The organism is Streptococcus sp. 22.1 (genome assembly GCF_016648645.1).
Classification (GTDB): Bacteria; Bacillota; Bacilli; order Lactobacillales; family Streptococcaceae; genus Streptococcus.
Genome location: NZ_JACLQK010000024.1, coordinates 1 through 25,329, shown reverse-complemented (window position 1 = coordinate 25,329; position 25,329 = coordinate 1). Strand labels below are relative to the sequence as shown.

General features: G+C 41.4%; 20 protein-coding genes and 10 tRNA genes. 6 read left to right on the top strand and 24 right to left on the bottom strand.

All coding sequences use genetic code 11. The features are described 5' to 3' along the window. Positions 1 to 50: 50 nt before the first annotated feature. From H7U04_RS10020 to pnp, 6 genes are all read right to left on the bottom strand, one after another. On the bottom strand, positions 51 to 452 hold the full coding sequence (locus tag H7U04_RS10020) for a Mini-ribonuclease 3 (RefSeq protein ID WP_110981024.1): 402 nt from the start codon (positions 450 to 452) through the stop codon (positions 51 to 53). Continuing rightward, a complete protein-coding gene (gene cysS, locus H7U04_RS10015) occupies positions 445 to 1,788 on the bottom strand; it encodes a cysteine--tRNA ligase (protein ID WP_201043275.1) in 1,344 nt (447 codons plus the stop codon). Before cysS ends, H7U04_RS10020 begins: the two co-directional genes overlap by 8 nt. A gap of 205 nt (positions 1,789 to 1,993) precedes the next feature. Continuing rightward, positions 1,994 to 2,152, bottom strand: a complete 159-nt coding sequence (locus H7U04_RS10010) for a hypothetical protein (RefSeq protein ID WP_002886355.1) — start codon at positions 2,150 to 2,152, stop codon at positions 1,994 to 1,996. A 12-nt stretch (positions 2,153 to 2,164) separates the two neighbouring features. After that, positions 2,165 to 2,785 (bottom strand): serine O-acetyltransferase, encoded by a 621-nt coding sequence (gene cysE / locus H7U04_RS10005; RefSeq protein ID WP_014633706.1) that lies wholly within the window; start codon positions 2,783 to 2,785, stop codon positions 2,165 to 2,167. 86 nt (positions 2,786 to 2,871) lie between these two features. Further along, a complete protein-coding gene (locus H7U04_RS10000; RefSeq protein ID WP_049546073.1) occupies positions 2,872 to 3,642 on the bottom strand; it encodes an SseB family protein in 771 nt (256 codons plus the stop codon). Continuing rightward, the gene (gene pnp / locus H7U04_RS09995; protein ID WP_155213428.1) at positions 3,639 to 5,876 is read right to left on the bottom strand and encodes a polyribonucleotide nucleotidyltransferase; all 2,238 of its coding nucleotides are present in this window, start codon (positions 5,874 to 5,876) and stop codon (positions 3,639 to 3,641) included. Before pnp ends, H7U04_RS10000 begins: the two co-directional genes overlap by 4 nt. Positions 5,877 to 6,085: 209 nt before the next feature. On the opposite strand from pnp, the gene pbp3 (H7U04_RS09990) reads away from it, so the two are divergent. Next, positions 6,086 to 7,333, top strand: a complete 1,248-nt coding sequence (pbp3, locus tag H7U04_RS09990; RefSeq protein WP_173017859.1) for a D-alanyl-D-alanine carboxypeptidase PBP3 — start codon at positions 6,086 to 6,088, stop codon at positions 7,331 to 7,333. A 144-nt stretch (positions 7,334 to 7,477) separates the two neighbouring features. After that, the gene (gene pbp3 / locus H7U04_RS09985) at positions 7,478 to 8,734 is read left to right on the top strand and encodes a D-alanyl-D-alanine carboxypeptidase PBP3 (protein ID WP_145517282.1); all 1,257 of its coding nucleotides are present in this window, start codon (positions 7,478 to 7,480) and stop codon (positions 8,732 to 8,734) included. A gap of 129 nt (positions 8,735 to 8,863) precedes the next feature. Here pbp3 (H7U04_RS09985) and H7U04_RS09980 read toward each other — a convergent pair whose 3' ends face one another. Further along, on the bottom strand, positions 8,864 to 11,314 hold the full coding sequence (locus H7U04_RS09980; RefSeq protein ID WP_107372454.1) for an ATP-dependent Clp protease ATP-binding subunit: 2,451 nt from the start codon (positions 11,312 to 11,314) through the stop codon (positions 8,864 to 8,866). Further along, positions 11,315 to 11,770 carry a CtsR family transcriptional regulator gene (locus tag H7U04_RS09975; RefSeq protein ID WP_002889615.1) on the bottom strand — a complete coding sequence of 152 codons (456 nt, stop codon included), beginning with the start codon at positions 11,768 to 11,770 and terminating at the stop codon, positions 11,315 to 11,317. It abuts the gene before it with no gap. A gap of 298 nt (positions 11,771 to 12,068) precedes the next feature. Here H7U04_RS09975 and H7U04_RS09970 point away from each other — a divergent pair, with 298 nt between their 5' ends. Then, the gene (locus H7U04_RS09970) at positions 12,069 to 12,539 is read left to right on the top strand and encodes a COG2426 family protein (protein WP_002889614.1); all 471 of its coding nucleotides are present in this window, start codon (positions 12,069 to 12,071) and stop codon (positions 12,537 to 12,539) included. 106 nt (positions 12,540 to 12,645) lie between these two features. Here H7U04_RS09970 and tsf read toward each other — a convergent pair whose 3' ends face one another. Both tsf and rpsB read right to left on the bottom strand, forming a co-directional pair. Next, entirely contained in the window at positions 12,646 to 13,686 is a 1,041-nt protein-coding gene (gene tsf / locus H7U04_RS09965) for a translation elongation factor Ts (RefSeq protein ID WP_002886343.1), read from the bottom strand. 110 nt (positions 13,687 to 13,796) lie between these two features. Continuing rightward, positions 13,797 to 14,564 carry a 30S ribosomal protein S2 gene (gene rpsB, locus H7U04_RS09960; RefSeq protein ID WP_002886342.1) on the bottom strand — a complete coding sequence of 256 codons (768 nt, stop codon included), beginning with the start codon at positions 14,562 to 14,564 and terminating at the stop codon, positions 13,797 to 13,799. Positions 14,565 to 14,835: 271 nt separating this feature from the next. Here rpsB and ahpC point away from each other — a divergent pair, with 271 nt between their 5' ends. From ahpC to H7U04_RS09945, 3 genes are all read left to right on the top strand, one after another. After that, complete coding sequence (ahpC, locus tag H7U04_RS09955; RefSeq protein ID WP_037599758.1) at positions 14,836 to 15,396, top strand: alkyl hydroperoxide reductase subunit C; 561 nt, start codon at positions 14,836 to 14,838, stop codon at positions 15,394 to 15,396. A gap of 16 nt (positions 15,397 to 15,412) precedes the next feature. Continuing rightward, positions 15,413 to 16,945 (top strand): alkyl hydroperoxide reductase subunit F, encoded by a 1,533-nt coding sequence (gene ahpF / locus H7U04_RS09950; protein WP_107372453.1) that lies wholly within the window; start codon positions 15,413 to 15,415, stop codon positions 16,943 to 16,945. Between the two features lie 175 nt (positions 16,946 to 17,120). Continuing rightward, positions 17,121 to 17,191, top strand: a tRNA-Cys gene (locus H7U04_RS09945). Positions 17,192 to 17,278: 87 nt separating this feature from the next. On the opposite strand, the gene H7U04_RS09940 is transcribed toward H7U04_RS09945, so the two are convergent. The 14 genes from H7U04_RS09940 to H7U04_RS09875 all read right to left on the bottom strand — a co-directional run bounded on the left by H7U04_RS09940 (position 17,279) and on the right by H7U04_RS09875 (position 25,329). Further along, complete coding sequence (locus H7U04_RS09940; protein ID WP_073686370.1) at positions 17,279 to 17,824, bottom strand: NADPH-dependent FMN reductase; 546 nt, start codon at positions 17,822 to 17,824, stop codon at positions 17,279 to 17,281. Positions 17,825 to 17,911: 87 nt separating this feature from the next. Next, on the bottom strand, positions 17,912 to 18,340 hold the full coding sequence (locus tag H7U04_RS09935; RefSeq protein WP_002886332.1) for a MarR family winged helix-turn-helix transcriptional regulator: 429 nt from the start codon (positions 18,338 to 18,340) through the stop codon (positions 17,912 to 17,914). A 131-nt stretch (positions 18,341 to 18,471) separates the two neighbouring features. Then, positions 18,472 to 18,702, bottom strand: coding sequence for a GlsB/YeaQ/YmgE family stress response membrane protein (locus H7U04_RS09930; RefSeq protein ID WP_002889604.1), 231 nt, complete (start codon positions 18,700 to 18,702; stop codon positions 18,472 to 18,474). 19 nt (positions 18,703 to 18,721) lie between these two features. Then, positions 18,722 to 19,963, bottom strand: coding sequence for an aminopeptidase (locus tag H7U04_RS09925; protein ID WP_080611074.1), 1,242 nt, complete (start codon positions 19,961 to 19,963; stop codon positions 18,722 to 18,724). A gap of 163 nt (positions 19,964 to 20,126) precedes the next feature. Further along, entirely contained in the window at positions 20,127 to 24,521 is a 4,395-nt protein-coding gene (locus H7U04_RS09920) for a PolC-type DNA polymerase III (RefSeq protein ID WP_201059735.1), read from the bottom strand. Positions 24,522 to 24,572: 51 nt separating this feature from the next. Beyond that, positions 24,573 to 24,656: transfer RNA gene (locus H7U04_RS09915), tRNA-Leu, on the bottom strand. Between the two features lie 9 nt (positions 24,657 to 24,665). Beyond that, positions 24,666 to 24,737: transfer RNA gene (locus H7U04_RS09910), tRNA-Gln, on the bottom strand. A gap of 8 nt (positions 24,738 to 24,745) precedes the next feature. Continuing rightward, positions 24,746 to 24,818: transfer RNA gene (locus H7U04_RS09905), tRNA-His, on the bottom strand. 11 nt (positions 24,819 to 24,829) lie between these two features. Continuing rightward, positions 24,830 to 24,900, bottom strand: a tRNA-Trp gene (locus H7U04_RS09900). A 5-nt stretch (positions 24,901 to 24,905) separates the two neighbouring features. Further along, positions 24,906 to 24,986: transfer RNA gene (locus H7U04_RS09895), tRNA-Tyr, on the bottom strand. Positions 24,987 to 25,000: 14 nt separating this feature from the next. Next, positions 25,001 to 25,073, bottom strand: a tRNA-Phe gene (locus H7U04_RS09890). 3 nt (positions 25,074 to 25,076) lie between these two features. Next, positions 25,077 to 25,150: transfer RNA gene (locus tag H7U04_RS09885), tRNA-Met, on the bottom strand. A gap of 9 nt (positions 25,151 to 25,159) precedes the next feature. Further along, positions 25,160 to 25,249, bottom strand: a tRNA-Ser gene (locus tag H7U04_RS09880). Positions 25,250 to 25,257: 8 nt separating this feature from the next. Continuing rightward, positions 25,258 to 25,329, bottom strand: a tRNA-Glu gene (locus H7U04_RS09875).

Sequence of the window (25,329 nt, the reverse complement as noted above, 5' to 3'; positions counted from 1 at the left end):
TTTTTATAGCCTTTAAAAAATAACAAAAAATCCTGCTCTCGGCAGAATTTTTAGATTTCTTTTTCAACTTCGTCAATACACCAAGCAATTAGTGCCTCTAAGCGAGCAATATCCTCGGTCATATGAAGATAGCCCATGACTGCTTCGAAGCCTGTTGACATTTTGTAGGTAATGACATCTGTATTTTTAGCCTTGGTATGGCTATTCGCATTACGACCTCGTTTATAGATATCTAGCTCTTTTTCAGTCAAAAGCTCTTGCTCTAGCATTTTTTCAATGAGACTAGCCTGCGCCTTTGCCGACACATAGCGTGTAGCTAGACGGTGCAATTGATTTGGCTTGGTCTGACCTTGAAAAATCAGGTGACGGCGAATGTACAAGGAATAAACAGCATCTCCCTCAAAAGCGAGAGCAATACCATTAATAAGGTTGACATCAAGGTGTTTAGTCACGTGTCCACCTCACACCATCCTTGGTATCAAGAAGTTTGATACCTTGAGCAGCTAACTCATCGCGAATGCGGTCTGCTGTCGCAAAGTCCTTGTTGGCCCGCGCTGCTTGACGCTCTTCAATGAGTTTTTCGATATCTTCATCAAGGACTTCTTCTTCGAAAACAATACCGAAGACTTGGAGCATTTTTTCAAAAGCATCCTTAACGGTTTGGTCATAATTGCCTGAATTAATCCATTTGGCCATGTCAAACAGAACAGTCACACCATTCGCTGTATTAAAGTCATCATCCATAGCTTCTTGGAAGGCTTCAAGATAAGTTTGCAACTCATCTTGATTCACCTGATCTGTCAAGGGAAGACTGTGGGTGTTTTTCAAATACTTAAGATTGACTTCAGCATCATGAATAGCTTTTTCAGTAAAGTTAATTGGCTTACGGTACTGTTGTGTTGCTAGGAAGAAGCGAAGCACTTGACCATCGACTGTCTTAAGCATATCATGAACCGTTACAAAGTTACCTAAGGATTTTGACATTTTCTCATTGTCCACATTGACAAAACCGTTGTGCATCCAGTAGTTGGCGAAGGTCTTGCCAGTTTTGGCTTCTGATTGTGCAATTTCATTGGTATGGTGTGGAAACTCAAGGTCTGCCCCTCCACCATGGATGTCGATGGTATCTCCAAGGATTTCAGTCGCCATAACTGAACATTCGATGTGCCAACCAGGACGACCAAGTCCCCACGGGCTGTCCCAAGAAACTTCTCCCTCTTTGGCAGCTTTCCAAAGGGCAAAATCCAGAGGATTCTCCTTACGTTCTGTTTCAGCATCCGTACGTCCGCTTGCACCAATTTCAAGATCTTCCAAAGTCTTGTTAGCTAATTTAGCATAGTTGTTTGACTTAGCTACTCGGAAGTAAACATCACCTTCAGAGACATAGGCGAATCCTTTGTCAACCAAGGTTGACACAAATGCAATGATTTCATCCATGTAGTTAATAACACGAGGATTTTGTGTCGCTGGTTTAATGCCAAGCTGTGCAGTATCTTCCATAAAAGCTGCGATAAACTTGTCCGACAATTCTTTAGTTGAAATACCAGCTTCATTGGCTGCCTTGATAATCTTATCATCTACATCCGTAAAGTTAGAAATATAGTTGACTGTGTAGCCACAATACTCAAAATAACGACGAATAGTATCAAAAGCTACTGCTGAACGGGCATTTCCGATATGAATATAATTGTAAACTGTTGGTCCGCAGACATACATATTGACAACATTTTCTGTCAAAGGTACAAAATCACGGAGCGAACGCGTCATCGTATCATAAATTTTAATCACTAGAGATTCCTTTCAATTAACTGGAAACTATTTTTTATCCTTGATATGGTTTAGGTATAAACACAAGAGTATCACAAGAATGATAATCCATATAGCCGCAACTAGCTGACCTTGAGCCAAGAGAGACATAGCTGAAAGGAAACTCCCAACTATATAGAAGACCAAAAAAGGATTGTTTTTGAATAAATTTTTCATAACTCAAGTATTACTTGTGACGTTGCTTAAAAACAAGACCAGCCCATAAAAGAGCAATGCAAAACCACAAGGCTGCCATGCTATAGTCTGCTCTATGTAAAGCAATGTAAACAAGGGCAAGAGGGCCCACGACCGTCAATCGAGTCACCTTTGAACTAAATAGTTTCATCGTTTCCTTTCCTTATAGCCGTGATGAGTGGAAGCTAGCTGCTTTTAGAAGGTCTTCTAGTTTTTCGCTATAGTATTCACGTCCTTCTTCAATATCGTGAATAACTTCTTCATCCTTTTGACCATGAACACGCACAACCTTAGCAGGAACACCAACGACTGTAACATCTTCTGGGACATCCGCAACAACCACAGCTGCCGCACCGACCTTAGAATTCTTTCCAATCTCAATAGGGCCTATGACCTGAGCATGGGCTGAAACCAAGGCACCCTCACGAACGGTTGGGTGACGTTTTCCGACATCTTTACCAGTACCACCTAAAGTGACACCGTGGTAAAGCATAGCACCCTTCTCCACAACAGCTGTCTCACCAATGACAAGGCCTGAGCCATGGTCGATGAAAACACCTTCAGCAATCTGAGCCCCTGGGTGAATCTCGATTTGAGTCCAGAAGCGCCAAAACTGACTATGCATACGCGCTAAGAGTCGACAATGGTGGCGCCAGAGAAAATGTGAGATACGATGAGCAGCCAAGGCTTTTAATCCAGGGTAGGTTAAAAGAACCTCCAGACTCGTCCGAGCTGCTGGGTCATTTTTCTTTACTATATCAATACTTTCTTTCCACCAACCCATTTAGGTCACTCCTTACATCATTATTGCTATTATTGTTTGTTGTGGCCCTATTATTTCTTTAAAGTGGAGAGCTGTAAACACTAGGTCTACTCGCTATCCCCCTCAAAATAAGACCAATCGACTAACTCAGGTTGCTCATCAAACGGATTGATGACAATACCTTGAACCTTATCCAACTCATTTTCACCTGTTGAAGGCTGGTAAATTTCTGACAGTGGCCATTGTAAAATCGTCCCTTTAGCCTTACGGAAAGGTAGGCCAAAAGTTTCGTTACCGTACCATTTTGCAAAGCTCGTTAAGTTCGTAAACACTGGCACATAACTCTGTCCCTCTGCATTCGACATGGTCGCAAAGAAACGGTCATCCTGACCATCTTCCTCGCGTTTGTGAATGAAGGCTGGAACAAGATAAATCTTATCTTTAAAATCTGCCTTTTGATTTTCCTCACCCAAAAGATTATTTAAGGTCTGAGTGAAATAGTTGATAAACTGGATAAGTTCACTGCTTGCAAACAGAGTGGTGTTTGAGAAATCACCATCCTCTTTTAAATTGAAAGCAAGACCAAAAAGCTCTGCCTGAACCAGTTGTGTTAGGATATCTAAGCTTGAACGTTCTATCCAAGTCTGTTCTCGAGCACTCTCTTGAGTAGCTTTGAAAGATTGTAAGTCCTGTTCACTAGTGAAGACAGGAACAACCTTCTTGCCTTCCACTTCAACTGCGTAGAGGTCTTGGGCAGCCAAGACGGGAGTACGTTGTAGGTGATTAACCAAAGCCAAACTGGTCAAAAAGTGGTCTGGTTCCTTTAAAAATTCTTTTAGAGTTTCATCAAAAGCTTGCAATTCTTGATTTTCTGTCATTCTTCTATCTGTTCTTTCGTTTCTGATTTATCAGGATTTTTCGGTGCTTCACCATTTTCATTATGGTGGCGTGGTTTGTGATGAGAACGACGGCGGTGACGATGCTCTCCTTTATTTTCTCCGTCCTCAATCTTTTCAGGCTTAGGAAGCAAGGTCTTGATTGAGGCATCGATACGTCCTTTTTCATCGATTTTGATAATTTTAACAGTTACCATATCCCCAACCTTAACCACATCTTCGACACGCTCAGTGCGTTCCCAAGCTAGTTCTGAGATGTGGACAAGAGCATCTGTCTTATTAAAGAGGTGAACAAAGGCACCGAACTTTTCAATACGCACAACTGGTACAGTGTAAACCTCTCCAACCTTAGCTTCACGTACAAGATCGGAGATGATAGCTTTAGCACGGTTAATGGCATCCTGATCACTAGAGAAAATCTGAACAAGACCTTCTTCATCGATATCGATAGTGACACCAGTCTCAGCGATAATCTTGTCAATCGTTTCGCCACCTTTACCGATGACAACCTTGATTTTGTCAACAGGAATCTGAATACTGTCAATCTTGGGCGCTGTTGGTGCCAATTCTAGACGTGGCTCAGCGATTGCTGACTCAATAACGTCAAGAATCTCAAAACGAGCTACCTTGGCTTGAGCCAAAGCCTCTTCGAGAATGGCAGGTGTAATACCTGAAATCTTAATATCCATCTGAAGAGCTGTAATTCCTTGACGTGTACCAGCTACTTTAAAGTCCATATCTCCAAAATGGTCTTCTAAACCTTGAATATCAGTCAGGACAGTGTAGTTAGTACCATCTGAGATAAGCCCCATGGCTATCCCTGCAACAGGCGCCTTAATCGGTACACCACCAGCCATAAGAGCCAAGGTTCCTGCACAAATAGAGGCTTGTGAGGAAGAACCATTTGACTCCAAGACTTCTGCTACCAAACGGATAGCATAAGGGAACTCTTCAACACTTGGAAGAACCTGAGCAAGGGCACGTTCACCTAAGGCTCCGTGACCTATTTCACGTCGACCTGGTGCACCGTAACGCCCTGTTTCACCCACTGAATACTGAGGGAAATTATAGTGGTGAAGGAAGCGTTTCTTATACTCTGGATCCAAACCATCAACAAGTTGTGTATCACTCATAGGTGCTAAAGTCAAAACTGACAAGGCTTGAGTTTGTCCACGTGTAAAGAGACCTGAACCATGAACCTTAGGAAGAAAGTCAATCTCTGCGTCCAAAGGACGGATTTCATCCACACGACGACCATCTGGACGAACCTTATCCTCGGTAATGAGACGGCGTACTTCAGCATGTTCCATCTGCTCAAGGATTTCTGCTACATCACGCAGAATGGTTTCCTTATCTTCATCTTCTGCAAAGCGTTCTTGATAAGAGGCGAGGACTTCTTCTTTTACAGCCTGAGTTGCTGCTTCACGCGCCAGTTTTTCTTCCACCTGAACAGCCTTAGCTAACTGATCATAATAAGCCGTTTCGATTTCGACTTTCAAATCAGCATCAACTTGTAGAAGTTCAACCTCAGCCTTTTCCTTACCAACAGCTGCAACGATATAATTTTGGAAATCAACCAACTCTTGAATAGCCTCATGTCCCTTCAAGAGTGCTTGCAACATAATATCCTCAGACAATTCCTGAGCACCCGACTCTACCATATTGATAGCTTCCTTGGTACCTGCCACTGTCAAGTCTAAAAGTGAAATTTCCTTATCCGCTGCACTTGGGTTGATGATGAAATCTTCTGCGGCATAGGCCACTTGAACCCCAGCAATCGGACCATTGAAAGGAATGTCAGAAATAGAAAGAGCTAAAGAGCTGCCAAACATAGCTGCCATCGGAGCACTAGCATTCTCATCATAAGAGAGGACGGTGTTAATGACTTGAACTTCATTTCGGAAGCCTTCCGCAAACATAGGACGAATAGGACGGTCAATGAGGCGAGCAGTCAACGTGGCATCTGTTGAAGGACGACCCTCACGCTTGTTAAAGCCCCCCGGGAACTTACCAGCTGCATACATTTTTTCCTCATAATTAACCTGTAAAGGAAAGAAATCTGCAGTTGCCATCTTTTTAGACATAACAGCTGTTGATAATACCGTTGTATCTCCATAACGCACGACGACAGCACCATTAGCCTGCTTGGCTACCTGCCCAACTTCAACGACAAGCGGGCGTCCTGCAAAGGTCATCTCAAAAGTTTGTTTAGCCATGTTTGATCCCTCTTTTTATCCATGACCAGCCCTTATAAAAACGAACCGGTCAACTTTATGTCATTCATTTGATATAACTTTCATTTTACCATAATATAGTCAAAAATGGCAGAGCTCCAGCATAAGTTAGCAGCTAAGATTCCCTTTCTCTCAGATATTTAAGTCGTTTTGTGATATAATAAACACCTATGAGAGACAAAGGAATGACTATGAAAAAATTACAACACATCATCATGATTGCCTTAATCTTACTAGGCCTAGTAACACCTGCTCTAGCACAAGAACAGACAGATGACTTCAATGTTTCCGCTAAACATGCGATTGCTATCGAAGCAACTACAGGAAAAGTCCTCTATGAAAAGGACGCCACTACCCCTGATGGTGTGGCTTCAATGACTAAAATCCTAACAGCCTACATGGTCTATAAAGCAGTTGATCAAGGAAAAATTACCTGGGACACTGAAGTAGATATTTCAGACTATCCTTTCAACTTAACCGTTGATTCAGAAGTTTCAAATGTCCCACTGGATTCCCGAAAATACACTGTTAAACAACTCCTAGATGCCACCCTCATTTCCAGCGCTAACAGTGCTGCTATTGCTCTGGCTGAAAAAATCTCAGGATCAGAGAGTGCCTTCGTTGACACTATGACAGCCCAACTAAAAGAATGGGGCATTACAGATGCTAAATTATTTAACGCTTCTGGTCTAAATAATAAATATCTTGGGGATAACCGCTATCCTGGCTCAAAACCAGATGACGAGAATACGATGAGCGCCCTAGATGTTGCAATTATTGCGGACCACCTCATCAAAGACTATCCTCAGGTACTTGAAATCACCAAGCAAACCGAAACTGACTTCGAAGGTGACAACAAATTAACGACCCACAACTACATGTTGGAGGGGCAAGACAACTACCGTGAAGGCGTTGATGGACTCAAGACTGGAACAACCGAACTTGCAGGGGCATCCTTTGTAGCCCACTCCAATGAAAATGGCATGAGTTTGATTACAGTTGTTATGAATGCGGACAATGGCGGAGAGGATGAAGCTGCTCGATTCACAGCCACAAATGAGTTGCTAGATTATGTGACTCAAAACTGGGAAATCAAAACCCTCAACACCAAAGGACAAATCGTCAAGAAAAATGATATTAAGGTAGCCGATGGAGACCGTCAAACCATCTCTGCTAAGCTCGAGTCAGACCTTACAGTCATTCAAAAAATAAACAGCAAAAATGATGCTGTTAAAATCAAAGCAAAAACCATAACAGCACCTATCAAAAAAGGTGACACTATTGGAACAGCAACCTTTGATGATAAGAATCTCGTAGGAACAGGTTACATCTCTGATCCGCCTCAAATTTCGGTAACAGCCAACCAATCTATCAAGAAAAGTTTCTTCTTAAAAGTTTGGTGGAACCATATCGTTAATTTCTTTACAGGAAATAAGTAAACACAAAACTACCTTTTAGATATCAAAAGGTAGTTTTATCTTGCCTTCAAAATTAGTCCTGTTAGTAAATGCCCCTTCTCTACACCTTATGTTCCTCTCAAAATGTGGTATAATAAATATCCAAAATACATGAAGGAACAAACCATGAAAAAACTGATTACGCTTATGATGACCTTCTTACTCTGTCTGGGAAGCGTAGCCCCTGCTTTTGCAGCAGATAAGAAAAAAGGATATGATGCCGCAGCCAAACATGCCATCGCTGTCGAAGCTACTACTGGCAAAATTTTATACGAAAAAGATGCAACCACTTCTACAGGGATTGGCTCTATTACCAAGCTCCTAACAGCCTACATGGTTTATAAAGCGGTAGATCAAGGAGACCTCAAATGGAACAGCAAAGTTGATATTTCTGACTACCCCTTTGAACTAACTGTCAGTGCCGGAGTATCCAATATCCCACTAGATGCCCGCAAATACACTGTCAAACAACTTCTTGACGCAACTCTTATTTCCAGTGCCAATAGTGCATCGATTGCTCTAGCCGAGGAAATCGGAGGAACCGAAAGTAAGTTTGTCGACATGATGAAAGCCCAACTTAAAGATTGGGGTATCACTGATGCCAAGATTGTCAATGCCTCTGGTCTCAATAATTCTTACTTAGGTGACAATATCTATCCAGGCTCTAAATCAGACGAAGAAAATACCATGAGTGCTAAAGATGTTGCTATCATTGCACAACACGTGGTGAAAGAGTATCCTGAAATCCTCGATATCACTAAAAAAACTGAGGCTGATTTTGATGGTGTTAACAAACTTAAAACCTTCAACTATATGCTTAAGGGACAACCTAGTTACCGTAAAGGGGTGGATGGCCTAAAAACGGGAACCACTGATTTAGCCGGTGCTTCCTTCGTGGCCCACTCAGATGAAAGTGGTATGAGCATTATTACAGTCATTTTGAATGCTGATAATACCGATACTGATGACTACGCCCGTTTTACTGCAACCAATGACCTACTTAATTACGTGGTCTATCATTGGGAAAGCAAGACCATTGCCAAAAAAGGGCAAGCTATCGGTAAAAGTCAAGCCCATGTCCTTGATGGTAAATCTAAGCAAGTCACTGCTGTCGCTAAGTCTGACTTTAATATCATCCAAAAAATAGATGCTAACAATAGTAAACATATTAAAGTCACTACAAATCAAGTCCAAGCCCCCGTCAACTCAAGTAACAAGGTTGGAACTGCTACCTTTGAAGATAAGTCACTTGTAGGAGAAGGTTACTTGCCTAACCAAGGTATGCCTAGCATGGAACTGGTTGCTGGTAAAGAAGTTAAGAAAAGCTTCTTCCTCAAGGTCTGGTGGAATCACTTTGTCAACTTTGTCAACGAAAAACTCTAATCATTACAGTCGAGCTTTGCTCGGCTTTTTCTTTTACCCCAACTTTACAGAAAGATTGACTCTATCTTGACTCCTATTGACACAACAAAAAGACAAACTACACCTGTAATCTGTCTTTTTGTTTGATTTTTACACTACTGTAAAGGTTAATTTATCTTTCGAGCAGCCGATTTTAAGAGTTTGTCCACTAACTACTTGGCCACCTAGTAAGAGCTCAGATAACTTGTCCTCCACTTGAGTTTGAATCGTACGACGTAATGGACGAGCACCCATCTCAACATCATAGCCATCTTTAGCCAAATGCTTGAGGGCAGCTGGTTGGAACTTCAAGTCAATCCCTTTTTCAGCCAAAGCTGATACCAACGGTTTTACCATAATCTTGACAATCTCACGAAGCTGCTCTTCCTCTAAACTATGGAAGACAACCTTTTCATCAATACGGTTGATAAACTCTGGTCGGTAGGCCTTCTTAAGCTCTTCCATGATACGTGACTGCATAGCTTGGTGATTATGAGAAATGTCTTGGACTCCAAAACCAACGGTCTTATCATCACGAAGAGCAGTCGCTCCCAAGTTCGAAGTCATAATGATAATGGTATTTGAGAAGTCAACTTTACGACCTCGACTATCCGTCAAGACACCGTCATCCAAAACCTGTAAGAGAATATTGAAAATATCTGGGTGAGCCTTTTCCACCTCGTCAAAGAGAAGAACTGAGTAAGGCTTATTACGAACTTTTTCTGTTAACTCACCGCCCTCATCATATCCAACATAACCTGGAGGAGCACCGTTAAGTCGGCTAGCCGCAAATTTTTCCATGTATTCTGACATGTCAAAGCGAAGCAAAGCTGACTCATCATCAAAGAGAACTTCCGCCAATGCCTTGGCCAATTCTGTCTTACCAACACCAGTAGGCCCAAGGAACATGAAGGAACCAATCGGACGTTTTCCAGTACGAATACCTGACTGGTTACGACGAATAGCACGACTAATCGCTGAAACTGCTTCGTCTTGGCCAATAACACGTTTGTGAAGCTCTGCTTCCAGATTCAAATAACGCTTGCTATCTGCCTGAGTCATCTTCTCAACAGGGATACCTGATAGACGACTAAGGGTTTGCATAATCTGATCCGCATCTACCAAGGCAGGTTTTGGTAATTTTGCTTTTTGGCTAGCCTTATATTGTTTAACAGCAGACTTCATATCACCAGATAGAAGCGCTTCATCCAAAGGCGTTATCTCACGTTTGGCTTCTTTTTTAATACGACCTTGAACAGTCGCACTCGCTTCATCTAAAAGGTCAATGGCAGAGTCAGGTAAGTTTTTACTCGTCAAATAACGATGCGCCGCCTTGACCGCTGTCTCAACCGCTTCATCAGTAATCGTTACACGATGATAGTCTTCATAAGACGAACGTAGGCCTTTTAGAATATCAATCGCCTCAGCTACACTTGGCTCCTCAATTGTAATCTTAGCAAAACGACGAGAAAGAGCTGCATCTTTCTCAATATGCTTTTGATACTCTGCTTGAGTGGTAGCTCCAACCATATGAAGGGTTCCACGAGCTAGAGCAGGTTTCAAAATATTTGCCGCATCTAAGGTACTATCAATACCTGAACCAGAACCAATAATCGTATGCAGTTCGTCAATAAAGAGAATGATTTTTCCATCAGCTTCAATCTCATCGATGATTTGATTCATACGTTCTTCGAAATCACCACGGAAACGTGTTCCTGCAACCACACTCATCATATCAAGCTCTAAGATACGCATATCAGCCAGCTCAAAAGGTACTTCGCCTGAAGCAATACGCTGTGCCAAGCCAAGCGCCAGTGCCGTCTTACCAACACCTGCTTCACCAACAAGAACTGGGTTATTCTTCGTTTTACGACTCAAAACCTGAATCATGCGTGAAATTTCTTTCTCACGTCCAATAACAGGATCAAGAGCACCTGACTCGGCTACAGCCGTTAAGTCCTTGGTATAATCTGACAGTTCCCCAGTAGAAGATTGGGGAGGCTGCATCATATTAGCAAAATTTCCTGATGCCTTTGATTTTTTAGGCTTACGAAGGTCATGAATGGCCTTCAAGTCTTGCTTACTAAGACCTGCGTAACGCTCCAAAGAACGTCGTAAATCGATAATGCGAGGCTTATCACTGTCATCCTTATATTGAAAACCAGCAACTTCAAGGAGACGACAAACCATCAAATCCTTATGAAGGAGAAAGGCCATCAATACATGTTCAGACCCTACCTCTACAGCACCAGTCACACCAGCAATTCCCTCTGCCTCTTGCAACATAGCCTCTAAAGCATGTGACTGTACACGTAAATCGATAATATCTGATTCAGACAAGTCTTTTGGACTTTTCTCCATCGCTAGTACAGCTGCTGTCTCAATCTCTTCCGCACGAATACGGTCCTCAAAATCAGTAAATGTTAGGTAGGCTACAGATCCTGGAACCTCAACCATAGCCAGAAGCACATGCCAAGTCTCCAGAAAAGGACTTCCAAAACGCTCTGCCTCAAGCTGTGCACGATGGAAAATGGCCTGCATTTTTCTTGAATATGTCGTCATCTAATTTCCTTTTCTATCCAATCTAAGTAATAGCGAGCGTAGAATACGCGAACGAATAGCAGCCGCATCTGCGCCTAAAATATCATCACTAGCAGTTGCTAAAATCAAATTTCCCTCACGTTCTGTGATGATTTTTTCATCAAAAAGCAACTGGATCAAGTCTGTAAATACCTGCTCGCTGAGCTGATCCGCTAAGTTCTGAAGCAAATCATTAATCATGTGGTGCTTATCAGAGAATCTGACTTTGACGATACGAATATAACCGCCACCTCCACGCTTACTCTCAACAATATAACCACGACTTTCTGTAAAGCGGGTCTTAATAACATAATTAATCTGACTCGGTACAACTTGAAAAGTATCTGCTAAGTTCGAGCGTTGAATCTCAGCAATTCCAGACTGGCCCAGCAATTCTTTAATATATTCTTCTATACTATCTGATGTATTTCTTGCCATCTTAATTCCTCCAGTCTAATTTGACTATAACTGACTATTATTATACCAAAAATGTCAGCACATGGGAAACTATACCTTCAAAAAGCTTTTTAAAGTTGTCATTAGAGACCATATAAGATACAATAAATAAGACTAAAATATTAGGTAACTTTAAGTGTTTGATCCACTTTGACAGGCTGAGCCTCACCTAATCCAACAAGTACTTTTTAGCACTTTCGCAGTAGTATTAGTCTTATCACTCTTGATAAAGCTCTTGTGACTTTTAGTCTTTATTTTATTTCTCTATGAAAGGTTACTCATGAAATACATCATTGCATTCTTAATCTCTATGATTCCCTTGGTTGAGCTCCGTGGAGCCGTTCCTGTTGCTATCGCCTCAGGTATCCCTTGGTGGCAAGCCCTTATTCTTTGTGTTATTGGGAACATGATTCCAGTTCCAATTATCTTCTTCTTCGCCCGCCGTGTTCTCGAATGGGGGGCAGACAAACCTCTAATTGGTGGCTTCTTTACCTGGTGTCTTAAAAAAGGTCACAGTGGTGGGCAAAAACTTGAAAAAGCTGCCGGAGATAAGGGGGTCTTCTGGGCCCTCCTCCTTTTTGTGGGAATTCCACTTCCAGGAACAGGAGCCTGGACTGGTACCCTAGCAGCATCTATCCTAGATTGGGACTTTAAACGTAGTGTTATTGCCGTTATGCTGGGGGTTATCCTTGCAGGTATCATCATGGGAACACTCTCTCTTCTACTTGGTGTAAATACCTTCGCTCATTAATTACTTTGTTAACGTCTGGGGCATGCTCAGATGTTTTTTTTATAACAACAAAAAAGAAGTTACGATTCATTTACGTAACTTCTTTCTTTTTATCTAGCAACTAGAATTAGTTGTTAAGTGCTGCTGCCATTGTAGCTGCAACTTCTGATTCAAAGTCGTTAGATGCTTTTTCGATACCTTCACCAACTTCAAAGCGAACGAATTCTACTACTGAAGCGTTTACTGATTCAAGGTAAGCTTCAACTGTTTTGCTGTCGTCCATGATGTAAACTTGAGCAAGAAGAGTGTAAGCTTGGTCAACTTTAGTGTTGTCAAGCAAGAAGCGGTCCATTTTACCTGGGATGATTTTATCCCAGATTTTTTCTGGTTTACCTTCAGCAGCCAACTCAGCTTTGATATCTTCTTCAGCTTGAGCAAGAACAGCATCAGTCAATTGAGCTTTAGAACCATATTTAAGGTGTGGAAGAGCTGGTTTGTTAACCATTGCACGGCTTTCGTTATCTTGATCGATAGCGTGGTTAAGTTGTGCCAATTCATCTTTAACAAATTGTTCATCCAATTCAGTGTATGAAAGAACAGTTGGTTTCATCGCTGCGATGTGCATTGAGATTTGTTTTGCAAGAGCATCATCTCCACCTTCGATAACTGAAACAACACCGATACGTCCACCGTTATGTTGGTAAGCTCCGAAGTGTTGTGCATCAGTTTTCTCAACAACTGCAAAACGACGGAATGAAATCTTTTCACCGATAGTAGCTGTAGCAGTTACGTATGCAGCTTCAAGAGTTTCACCTGAAGGCATAGTCAATGCAAGTGCTTCTTCATTGTTAGCTGGTTTACCTTCAGCAATTACTTTAGCTGTTTCGTTTACCAACTCAACGAATTGAGCGTTTTTCGCAACGAAGTCAGTTTCAGCGTTAACTTCAACAACTGCTGCAACGTTACCGTTAACGTAAACACCAGTCAAACCTTCAGCTGCAACACGGTCAGCTTTCTTAGCTGCTTTAGCCATACCTTTTTCGCGAAGCAATTCAATCGCTTTTTCGATATCACCTTCAACTTCAACCAATGCTTTTTTAGCGTCCATGACACCAGCACCAGATTTTTCACGCAATTCTTTAACAAGTTTAGCTGTAATTTCTGCCATTTTGTTTTTCTCCAAATTTATTTTATCAAACTAAGGGGCAGGGCTGAGCCCCGCCCCTTAGGTGTTTGTCGTATCTTAAGTGGGCATATAGCCCTAACCAATCTTAAAGATTAGTTGTTGTCACCTTCGACAACTTCAACGATTTCTTCGATTGAATCAGCTGCAGCTGCTTCTTGGAAATCTGCAGAAGCATCTTCACCTTGGTTACCTTCGATGATAGCATCAGCCATTTTTGAAGTGATCAATTTAACGGCACGGATAGCGTCATCGTTAGCTGGGATGATTACATCGATCTCATCTGGATCAGCGTTTGTATCAACCATCGCTACAACTGGGATACCAAGTTTTTTAGCTTCTTTAACAGCGATTTGTTCTTTGTGTGGGTCAACGATGTAGATTACATCTGGAATGCGAGGCATATCTTCGATACCACCCAAGAATTTTTCAAGACGTGCACGTTGTTTGTTAAGAAGTGCAACTTCTTTCTTAGGAAGAACTTCGAAAGTTCCATCAGCTTCCATTTGTTTGATTTCTTTCAAACGAGCGATACGTTTTTGGATAGTATCCCAGTTTGTAAGAGTACCACCCAACCAACGGTGGTTGATGTAGTATTGACCAGCACGAGTTGCTTCTTCAGCTACTGCTTCAGCTGCTTGTTTTTTAGTACCAACGAACAAGATTACTGCATCGTTAGCTGCTGCTTCACGAACGAATTCGTAAGCTGTATCAGCCATTTTTACAGTTTGTTGCAAGTCGATAACGTGGATTCCGTTACGTTCTGTGAAGATGTACTTAGCCATCTTAGGATTCCAGCGACGAGTTTGGTGACCGAAGTGAACACCAGCCTCAAGAAGTTGTTTCATTGAAATTACTGCCATGAGTATTTCTCCTTAAAAATTGTTTTTTCCTCTTCTAAGCTTTAGACTTGCAGTCCCACCCTGCGGCAACAAGACCACAATCGGCTTAGAATGAGTATTTGTCACTTTACGCAACTATAATAGTTTATCAAAAAAAGTGACATTTGACAAGCTCTAAAACCAGTCTGACCATTAGAAAAATCCCCTCTCATTAAAATTGCAATCGTTTTCTTTGAGGTTGATGAGTATTTTGTTTATAATTAGGCTATCAAAAATAGAGGAGGACATTATTTTGTCATTAGTCGGAAAAGAAATTATTGAATTTTCAGCACAGGCTTATCACAACGGGGAATTCATTACTGTTACAGATGAAGATGTTAAAGGTAAATGGGCGGTCTTCTGCTTCTATCCTGCAGATTTTTCATTTGTCTGCCCAACTGAACTCGGTGACCTTCAAGAACAATATGAAGCTCTTAAATCTCTTGGTGTAGAGGTTTACTCTGTCTCTACCGATACTCACTTTGTTCACAAAGCTTGGCATGATGACTCAGATGTTGTTGGAACTATTACTTATCCTATGATTGGGGATCCTTCACACCACATCTCACAAGGTTTTGATGTTCTTGGACAAGATGGTCTCGCACAACGTGGTACATTCATTATTGATCCAGATGGTGTTATCCAAATGATGGAAATTAACGCTGATGGTATTGGACGCGATGCAAGTACTCTTGTTGATAAAGTCCGTGCTGCTCAATATATTCGTCAACATCCAGGTGAAGTTTGTCCAGCTAAATGGAAAGAAGGAGCTGAAACACTTACTCCTAGCTTAGATCTTGTAGGTAAAATTTAACAACCAGGGGGTATCCATGGTCTTAGATAAAGAAATCAAGACACAATTAGCGCAGTATTTAAATTTACTAGAATCTGATATTGTATTACAAACAGATTTAGGGGATGATGATAATTCTCGTAAAGTAAAAGAATTTCTAGACGAGATTGTTGCTATGTCTGACCGCATTAGTCTTGAATCAACACATTTAAAACGTCAACCTAGTTTTGGTATTGCACAAAAAGGGCAAAAAAGTCGTGTTATTTTCTCAGGCTTACCAATGGGCCACGAATTCACATCTTTCATTTTAGCTCTCTTGCAAGTTTCTGGTCGTCCACCTAAAGTTGATGAGGATATTATCGAACGTATCAAGAAGATTGATAAAACCATCGATTTAGAAACTTATGTTTCACTAACCTGTCACAATTGTCCAGACGTTGTTCAAGCCTTTAATATAATGGCTGTTTTAAACCCCAACATCACCCACACCATGATTGAAGGTGGTATGTATCAAGATGAGGTCAAAGCCAAAGGTATCATGTCTGTTCCTACGGTTTACAAAGACCAAGAAGAATTTACTTCTGGTCGTGCAACCATTGAACAGCTTGTAGAAAAATTGGACGGCCCACTTGATGCTGAGGCTTTCGCTGATAAAGGGGTCTATGATGTCTTGGTTATTGGTGGTGGTCCTGCTGGAAACAGTGCTGCAATTTACGCTGCTCGTAAAGGGCTTAAAACTGGGCTTTTAGCAGAAACCTTTGGTGGACAAGTTATCGAGACAGTTGGTATTGAGAACATGATTGGTACGCTATATACAGAAGGTCCTAAGTTAATGGCCCAAGTTGAAGAGCATACAAAATCTTACAATGTTGATATCATCAAAAGTCAATTAGCTACTGGCATTGAGAAGAAAGAACTTATTGAAGTCACACTAGCTAACGGTGCCGTTCTACAGGCTAAAACTGCTATCCTAGCACTAGGAGCCAAATGGCGTAATATCAACGTTCCTGGCGAGGAAGAATTCCGCAATAAAGGGGTTACTTACTGTCCACACTGCGATGGTCCTCTATTTGAAGGAAAAGATGTTGCTGTTATCGGTGGTGGTAACTCAGGTTTGGAAGCTGCTTTGGATTTAGCGGGTATTACTAAACACGTTACAGTCTTAGAGTTCTTGCCTGAATTAAAGGCAGATCAAGTCTTACAAGAACGAGCTGCTAAAACTGATAATCTAACCATTCTTAAGAACGTTGCAACCAAAGAAATTCTTGGTCAAGATCATGTGACTGGTTTGAGTTACGTTGAGCGTGATACAAACGAAGAAAAACATCTTGATCTTGAAGGTGTCTTTGTCCAAATTGGTCTTGTACCAAGTACTGCTTGGCTCAAAGACAGTGGTATTGAACTCAATGAACGCCAAGAAATTATCGTTGATAAATTTGGTTCAACAAATATCCCTGGTATTTTTGCCGCAGGTGACTGTACTGACAGCGCCTACAAACAAATCATTATTTCCATGGGATCTGGTGCTACAGCTGCTATCGGAGCCTTTGATTACTTGATTAGACAATAATCAAAACATACGTGTTAGTAATCTATCTACAACAATTACAAGAAATATAAAGAGGTTGAATGTCTTTCAGCCTCTTTATATTTCTTGTAAATAGGCAGTTTGAACAATCAACCAGCCAATTTGATGAAAGAGACTTGACGAATCTTTGTTTTTTCGATAGAATGGTATCTGTTATGGCGGTATAGCCAAGTGGTAAGGCACGGCTCTGCAAAAGCTTGATCGTCGGTTCAAATCCGTCTACCGCCTTCATAATACGAGGACACCTTAGGGTGTCTTTTTTCATTGTTGCATATAAAAATACCCGAAGCTAGAAACCTCGGGTATTCGTTATTCTTATTTAATGGCTTCAACCAAAGCCTCTGCTTGATTCTGAAGGCTTTCAAGAACTTCTTCAGTTGCTACGAATTTTCCATCCACCCAGGCTGTATCATTTACACGTGTCGCTGTAAAATCACCAACCACATGGGTACGGATAAATGGTAACAACTCTTTGTAGACATCAAAAAGTTGATTGTGACCACCATTAGCAACTGATGACACGGTTACAATCTTATCCTGAAGAGCTGATGGTCCTGAAGGATCTGATAGGTCAAGGGCCCGGCTCAACCAGTCAAGCAGATTTTTTACTGGCCCAGGAATTGAGAAATTATAAACCGGTGAGAAAATCCAGATTGCATCTGCTGCCAAGACCTGCTCTCGAACTTCTACCAAAACAGGAAGAACCGGACTTTCTAAATCCTGATTAAAAACAGGTACTTGACTATAGTCAAGATAAGAAACATTAGCTTTATCAGCTAGCATTTTCTCAGCTTCTTCTGCTAATTGGTGGTTAAATGATCCCTTACGAAGAGACCCAACGATAAATAGAATGTTTTTCATGATACATTTCCTTTGTATTTCTAACAATTAATAATTAATACTACATAGTAATATATGCGATTTCATTAGAAATATAAAGAAATATGCTCAGACATTCTTAAATTTTTTCAGTAGCTCTACCAACTGTGCCTGCTCTTCAGGTGTCAGAACGGAAAAAGTCTCCTCAATAGCTCGCTGATGTGGGGGGATTGCTGCTTGAATAATACGACGTCCCTCATCCGTCAAATCAACCTCGAAAGCACGCTTATCTGTTTGGCAGGCTTCTCGCGTCAGCCAGCCTTTTTTCTCCATATTTTTAATGACGACAGTCATATTACCGGAGGTAGCAAGCATGCGATCAATTAATTCGCCAATCTTCATACGTCCTTTGGCATTTAGCACGTCCATGACTCCAAATTGAGTTGGTGTCAAATTAAATTCTTTAAAGGTCTCAGAAACCTTGGCATCGATGGTACGAAAAGCCTTACGCATAACTACCATACTTTTTACAGCCATATTTTTATCTAAGTCGCTCATTCTAGTCCTTTCCAAATAGATGCTGTTTTTATTACTCTACCACAGTTTTTCTAAAAGTGGTATATGAAAATGAAAAAATAAGAAAAAAGAGTCCTTAGATATCTAACCAATACCTCAGAACTCTTTCATTTCTAACTATTACGATTCCAAAAAAGGGCTAATAAGATAACAGCACCTAGTACCGAAGGGACTATAGCAGTATCTGCTAACATCGGTCCCCAATTTCCAAAAAGAAGCTGACCAACAAAAGCACCTAGCCATCCAACAAAAGTCTTGCCAATACAGCCCATACGTTCACCCCTATTTGATATAGCAGAAGCAATAAGGCCAATTAGAAAACCAACTATCATACTTCCAATCATGATAAATTCTCCATCATACTTAGATTACCCAATCCCCATTTCGGAAGATTGGTACACGACTACCATCTTGGCGGATACCATCAATATCCATTTGATTTGAACCAATCATAAAGTCTACGTGCACATCTGAACGATTAAGACCAGCTTCCTTAAGTTCCTCTTCTGTCATGTCTGCCCCTCCCTCAACACTGGTAGCATAGGCTGCTCCAATAGCTAGGTGGTTGGATGCATTCTCATCAAAAAGAGTGTTAAAGAAAGTGATGCCTGACTGTGAAATCGGACTTGGATCTGGAACCAAAGCACATTCACCTAGAGCACGCGCTCCATTATTGTTGAAGACGAGATTCTTCATCACTTCATCACCTTGATCCGCTGTGATATCTACAATTTCACCATCTTTGAAGGTTACCTTGATTCCCTCAATAATATTACCATTGTAGCTTAGAGGCTTTGTGCTTGAGACATAACCATCTGCACGACGAAAATCTGGTGCCGTAAAGACCTCTTCTGTTGGCATATTAGGAAGGAAGCCTTCACCTTGCGCATTGATGGCACCTGCAGACTCCCAAACGTGGTTTTTAGGCAATCCTAGAGTCAAATCTGTTCCAGGTGCTTGGTAGTGTAAGGCTGAGAATTGTGCCTCTTTGAGTAGGCGTGCTTTAGCATCCAAACGGTCAGCATGTTCCTTCCAAGCACGTACAGGATTCTCTTCATAAACACGACAGGTCTTGAAAATTTGGTCCCAAAGTAAATCTACAGCTTCCTCATCACTCGAAGCATCAGGAAAGACCTTCTTAGCCCATTCCTTACCAGCTGCAGCAGCTACAGTCCAACTAACCTTATTAGACTGAGTTGCCACCTGCATAGGTTTAAAGGCCACCCCAGTAGCTTTAGCATGAGCAGATAAACGTTCAGGAGCTACACCATTAAGGGCACCTGGATCTGATGAACGAACACCTAAGCGACTTGCCTTCTTGGCTAACAAATATTCCATTTCAGCTTTTTTATAGGCGGGAACCTCTTCGATGCGGTCCATATCAGCATGCAGGAAGCGCTCGCGATTAATAATATCATCTGACCATTGAACGATTACCTCAGCTGCTCCTAAAGCATAGGCTTCTTTAACTAAGAGGTGTGCTAGCTCTGCTTGTTCTACATCAATGCTCAAGGCCACTGTATGACCAGGTTGCACATTAATCCCATTAGCAACCAGTAATTTAGCATATTTCTCAAGATTTTCTTTAAAATTTGGTAAAACCATGATTAACTCCTTGAAACTATAATTTTCTATCAGTATACCATAAGACGAAGAAAAAGGTTTCCTCTCAGCTTTGGCTTTTTAGCATCACATGCAGACCCCTAAACAAAAAGAGAACGGAGACTGACTCCATTCTCTCAAAGTTGAGGACGATTCTCTTTAGCCATTAAAAGAAATCATCAAAAAGACTTAATTGATTATCTTCTGGCATATTTCCTAGGATGCCCATTTCATCCAATTTTTCAACCAAGGTTGATGATAGGCCTCCTCGTTTACGCAATTCTGTCTTGGAAAGGAATTCACCTTCTTCACGCGCAGCAACCACTTGCTTAGCAACGTTCTCACCCAAACCTTCAAGTGCAATAAACGGTGGAATCAAAGTATCTCCTTCAATCAGAAATTCAGTTGCCTGACTCTTATAAAGATCTAACTGACCAAAGGTAAAGCCACGTTCTAACATTTCATTGACAATTTCAAGCGTCGTAAATAAGTCATTTTCAACATTAGTCGCTTCATTTCGTTGGCGCTTCTCCTTAATATCTTCCATTCGAGCTTTAACAGCATCAAGACCTGCAGACATCGTCTTAAGCTCAAATGCTTTAGCTCGAATCGAGAAGTAGGCACAATAGTAATAAATAGGATGGTGCACTTTGAAATAAGCTACACGTAGGGCCATCATAACGTAGGCTGCCGCATGGGCTTTAGGGAACATGTACTTGATTTTACCACAAGATTCAATGTACCAGTCTGGAACATTATTTTCACGCATAGCTTGAATATAGCCATTACGCTCTTCTTCGGAAATCTTCAACCACATCCCCTTACGCACACGTTCCATAATAGTGAAGGCCATCTTAGGATCTAACCCCGCATGCATTAGGTATACCATGATATCATCACGACAACCGATAACTGTTTTCAGAGTGGCGATACCTTCCTTAATCAAATCTTGTGCATTACCTAGCCAAACGTCTGTTCCATGAGACAAACCAGATAACTGTAAGAGTTCCGCAAAGGTCGTCGGATGCGTCTCGTCGACCATACCACGAACAAAGTTAGTCCCAAACTCAGGGATTCCCAACATTCCCGTTGGTGTCCCAATCTGTTCAGGTGTTACCCCTAAAATATCAGTCCCTGAAAAAAGTTTCATTACATCTGGATCATCTGCTCGAATATCTTTTGGATCAATTCCTGATAAATCCTGCAACTTACGAATCATAGTCGGATCATCATGTCCCAGAATATCAAGCTTCAACACGTTCTCATCAATATCGTGGAAGTTAAAGTGAGTCGTCTGCCAGGCAGCCGTTACATCATCGGCCGGATATTGAACAGGTGTGAAATCATAGACATCCATATAATTTGGAATAACAACGATACCACCCGGGTGCTGACCTGTGTTTCGCTTAACACCAGCAGCCCCCATGGCTAAACGGTCGACCTCGGCATCTCGGTAAAACTTATTGTAGTCACGTTCGTAACCTTTGACAAAACCATAAGCCGTCCGATCTGCAACAGTACCTACTGTTCCAGCACGAAAAGCATATTGCTCTCCAAAAATATCACGAACATCCAAGTGGGCTGATGGTTGATCATCACCGGAAAAGTTCAAATCGATATCCGGAACCTTATCCCCATCAAAACCTAGGAAAGTCTCGAAAGGAATATCCTGACCATCTTTTTTATACTCCGTTCCACATTCCGAACACTCCTTATCAGGCAAATCGAAGCCAGATCCATAAGAACCATCTGTAATGAACTCTGAGTGTTGACATTTAGGACATAAATAGTGTGGCGGCATCGGATTAACCTCAGTAATTCCAATCATCGTCGCAACAAAACTAGAACCGACAGATCCACGCGAACCAACTAGGTACCCACGTTCATTTGAACGGTTAACCAGCATCTGCGAAGCCAGGTAAATTACGGCAAAACCATTACCAAGAATTGAGGACAACTCTTTCTCAATTCGCAGATCAATAATATCAGGCAAAGGATTACCATAGAGCTCAAACGCTCTAGCATATGTCATCTCCGCAACCTGTTCTTCCGCACGATCAATGAAAGGTGTGTACAAGTCTTTTTTGACAACCTCGACCTCTTCAATTTGTTCTGCCATAGCCTGCGTATTAGTTACAACAATTTCATAGGCTAAGTCTTTTCCCAAAAAGGCAAAGTCATCTAGCATCTCATTCGTTGTTCTAAAATGCGCTTCAGGTAAAGGAGCAGGTTTCGCATTTTCTCCCTTACCGATTGGCCTATTAATCATTGCTCCTTGTCCTAAAGCACGAACAATGATTTCACGATAAATCGCATCCTCAGGATTGATATAATGTACATTTCCTGTAGCAAGCACAGGCTTGTCCAGACGATTAGCAACTTCAATCAAATCTCGAATCAGTTGTTCTATAGCCACCTCATCCTTAATTAAGTCCTTCGCAATCAATGGTGCATAAATCGCTGGTGGCATAACTTCAATAAAGTCATAATATTTAGCAACTTCAACTGCCTTGTCAATACCATGAGACAGAAGCGTATCAAAAACCTCACCATCAGCACAAGCAGAACCTACAATGATTCCCTCACGATACTCATCTAAGACCGTACGAGGAATACGTGCTACCCCCTCAAAGTATGAGACATTTGATAAACTTACCAACTTAAAGATATTCTTCAAGCCAGTTTGATTCTGAACATACAGCGTCGCATGTTTAACACGAGACTTTTTATACGAATCTTCAGAAACCAAATCCGTGTTCAACTGTTCCAAATTAGTCAAACCGTGCTTATCAAACACATCTTTTATGAAGATAAACAACAAACGGCCCGTTGCTTCCGCATCATAATTGGCCATGTGGTGGTGATCTAAAGCCACACCAAACCGCTTCGTCAAAGGACCCAAACCATGACGCTTATACTCAGGATAAAGATTTCGTGCAAATTCTAAAGTATCAATAACTGGTTGTGAAATTGTTGGTAACTGATGTCTTTCATAATTGGCATTCATAAAACCAACGTCAAAGGTCGCATTATGGGCTACTAGCACAGTTCCTTGACAGAATTCTTGAAACTCCTGTAAAACTTGGACTAAAGGTTTAGCACCTTTTACATGATTATCAGTAATACCTGTCAACTCAGTAGTAAAAGCAGAAAGAGGATGCCCAGGGTCTATAAATTCATCAAATTGCTCAATAATATTACCTTTATGCATTTTTGATGCCGCAATCTGAATCAAATCATTATGAACAGCAGACAAGCCCGTTGTCTCAACGTCAAATACAACATAAGTAGCTTCTTTTAATTCCAAATTCTGGGAATTATAAACAATAGGAACTTTATCCTCAACAAGATTGGCTTCAAGACCAAAAATAGCCTTAATACCAGCTTTCTTAGCCCTATGGTAGCCATGAGGAAAACTCTGAACATTAGCGTGATCAGTTATAGCAACAGCTGGATGCCCCCAAGAAGCAGCAGTATCAATAAGCTCTTCCACAGTTGGCATGGCATCCATAGTCGACATGTTAGTATGTGCATGAAATTCCACACGCTTTTGTCCCTCAGGCATCAAATCCTTGCGAGGTGTGTGAGAAATCTCTTTGATATCTTGTACATTCATTGTCAGACTATGAGTGAAAGGATTATTCTCAATACGACCGCGAACTCTTACCCAGTTTCCCTTTTTTATCATATCGAACTTAGCAAGCTCATCACTATCTTTGACCCAGCGCTGCATTGCAAAACTAGAGGTATAATCAGTTACCTTGAAATTAATAATAATTCGACCCGTCTTAGTTTCACGTTGCTCTACATCAAAAATATATCCTTCAAAAACAACACGATTCTCTTCAGAATTAATATCAACCATTGGCGTTATTTCAGCCTTATCAAAACTAGCCTGACGTTGACTTTGTTTCTCAGCAAAATTTTGGGCCGGTTCGTTCACAGGTTTCGGTGCTGGAGCACTCTCAAGAATAGATTGAAGAGCCTGTCTTGCCTGAGATTCAGCTTGTTCTTGTAAAGAAACCTTGTTTGTTTCGTAAGCCTCTTCTAAAGAAGATGAAGCTTCCTTATCTTCGACAACAGAAATGGATACATCAGATAAACCAACTTGAGAAAGTGATTTAGATATCAAAGAAATAAATCTATCCTGTACATTTTCCTTTATAATATGCTCTGGAGCTTTAACAAAAATACTATTATTCGAAATCTCAACCTTTAGATTTGAGAATAAAGAATAAGTAGAAAAGTGTGACACTTTTAAACTATCTAAAGCATATGAAAAATAATCTCCAAGTAAAGAATCATCGCAAGCAGTAGAAAATAAACGAATCTCAAAAGAAGCTTTGGCACCTAAAGAATCGAAGGAAGAATGAAATAAACTATCAAAAAGCACAAAAGACTCATAAGAAAGAACACTAGGGAAAGAAAAAACAAAAAACCACTGCCGTTTTGATTTAAATAGTTTTACTGTTTCGATAGAACCATCTTTAATTTCTTTAAAAGCATCGTGTTCCTTAGGAAAACGAATTTGTTTTAAGAGAAGCTGAAATTTATCAGACATAAAAATTAAACTCCTATATACAAAAAAACACTCCTAAAGGAGTGTAACTTATACCGGCGGCCGGGGTCGAACCGGCACGTCCTTGCGGACACTGGATTTTGAGTCCAGCGCGTCTGCCAATTCCGCCACGCCGGCAAAGTATAACTGGGGTAGCTGGATTCGAACCAACGCATGAGGGAGTCAAAGTCCCTTGCCTTACCGCTTGGCTATACCCCAAATATATAGGCGAATGAGGGGAATCGAACCCCCGAATGTCAGAGCCACAATCTGATGTGTTAACCACTTCACCACATTCGCCACTTTACTAACACGGGCAGTAGGAATTGAACCCACACTGAAGGTTTTGGAGACCTTAGTTCTACCTTTAAACTATGCCCGTAACTATGGAAGGGGAGGGATTCGAACCCCCGAACCCGAAGGAGCGGATTTACAGTCCGCCGCGTTTAGCCTCTTCGCTACCCTTCCAAAATATAAACAAATGGCGCGAGACGGAATCGAACCGCCGACACATGGAGCTTCAATCCATTGCTCTACCAACTGAGCTACCGAGCCATATTGCGGGAGCAGGATTTGAACCTACGACCTTCGGGTTATGAGCCCGACGAGCTACCTAGCTGCTCCATCCCGCGTTAATTATAAGGAGGATGTGGGATTCGAACCCACGCACGCTTTTACACGCCTGACGGTTTTCAAGACCGTTCCCTTCAGCCGGACTTGGGTAATCCTCCATAAAATATAGTCCGTACGGGATTCGAACCCGTGTTACCGCCGTGAAAAGGCGGTGTCTTAACCCCTTGACCAACGGACC

Bases quoted from the DNA above. Each gene is read 5' to 3' on its own strand.
- tsf (WP_002886343.1), bottom strand. From the start codon at position 13,686: ATGGCAGAAATTACAGCTAAACTTGTTAAAGAATTGCGTGAAAAATCT.
- H7U04_RS09970 (WP_002889614.1), top strand. From the start codon at position 12,069: ATGAAATACATCATTGCATTCTTAATCTCTATGATTCCCTTGGTTGAG.
- H7U04_RS09980 (WP_107372454.1), bottom strand. From the start codon at position 11,314: ATGACGACATATTCAAGAAAAATGCAGGCCATTTTCCATCGTGCACAG.
- cysE (WP_014633706.1), bottom strand. From the start codon at position 2,785: ATGGGTTGGTGGAAAGAAAGTATTGATATAGTAAAGAAAAATGACCCA.
- H7U04_RS09940 (WP_073686370.1), bottom strand. From the start codon at position 17,824: ATGAAAAACATTCTATTTATCGTTGGGTCTCTTCGTAAGGGATCATTT.
- pbp3 (WP_145517282.1), top strand. From the start codon at position 7,478: ATGAAAAAACTGATTACGCTTATGATGACCTTCTTACTCTGTCTGGGA.
- H7U04_RS09925 (WP_080611074.1), bottom strand. From the start codon at position 19,963: ATGGTTTTACCAAATTTTAAAGAAAATCTTGAGAAATATGCTAAATTA.
- pbp3 (WP_173017859.1), top strand. From the start codon at position 6,086: ATGAAAAAATTACAACACATCATCATGATTGCCTTAATCTTACTAGGC.
- H7U04_RS09930 (WP_002889604.1), bottom strand. From the start codon at position 18,702: ATGATTGGAAGTATGATAGTTGGTTTTCTAATTGGCCTTATTGCTTCT.
- ahpF (WP_107372453.1), top strand. From the start codon at position 15,413: ATGGTCTTAGATAAAGAAATCAAGACACAATTAGCGCAGTATTTAAAT.
- H7U04_RS09935 (WP_002886332.1), bottom strand. From the start codon at position 18,340: ATGAGCGACTTAGATAAAAATATGGCTGTAAAAAGTATGGTAGTTATG.
- rpsB (WP_002886342.1), bottom strand. From the start codon at position 14,564: ATGGCAGTAATTTCAATGAAACAACTTCTTGAGGCTGGTGTTCACTTC.
- H7U04_RS09920 (WP_201059735.1), bottom strand. From the start codon at position 24,521: ATGTCTGATAAATTTCAGCTTCTCTTAAAACAAATTCGTTTTCCTAAG.
- H7U04_RS10010 (WP_002886355.1), bottom strand. From the start codon at position 2,152: ATGAAACTATTTAGTTCAAAGGTGACTCGATTGACGGTCGTGGGCCCT.
- pnp (WP_155213428.1), bottom strand. From the start codon at position 5,876: ATGGCTAAACAAACTTTTGAGATGACCTTTGCAGGACGCCCGCTTGTC.
- H7U04_RS09975 (WP_002889615.1), bottom strand. From the start codon at position 11,770: ATGGCAAGAAATACATCAGATAGTATAGAAGAATATATTAAAGAATTG.
- H7U04_RS10000 (WP_049546073.1), bottom strand. From the start codon at position 3,642: ATGACAGAAAATCAAGAATTGCAAGCTTTTGATGAAACTCTAAAAGAA.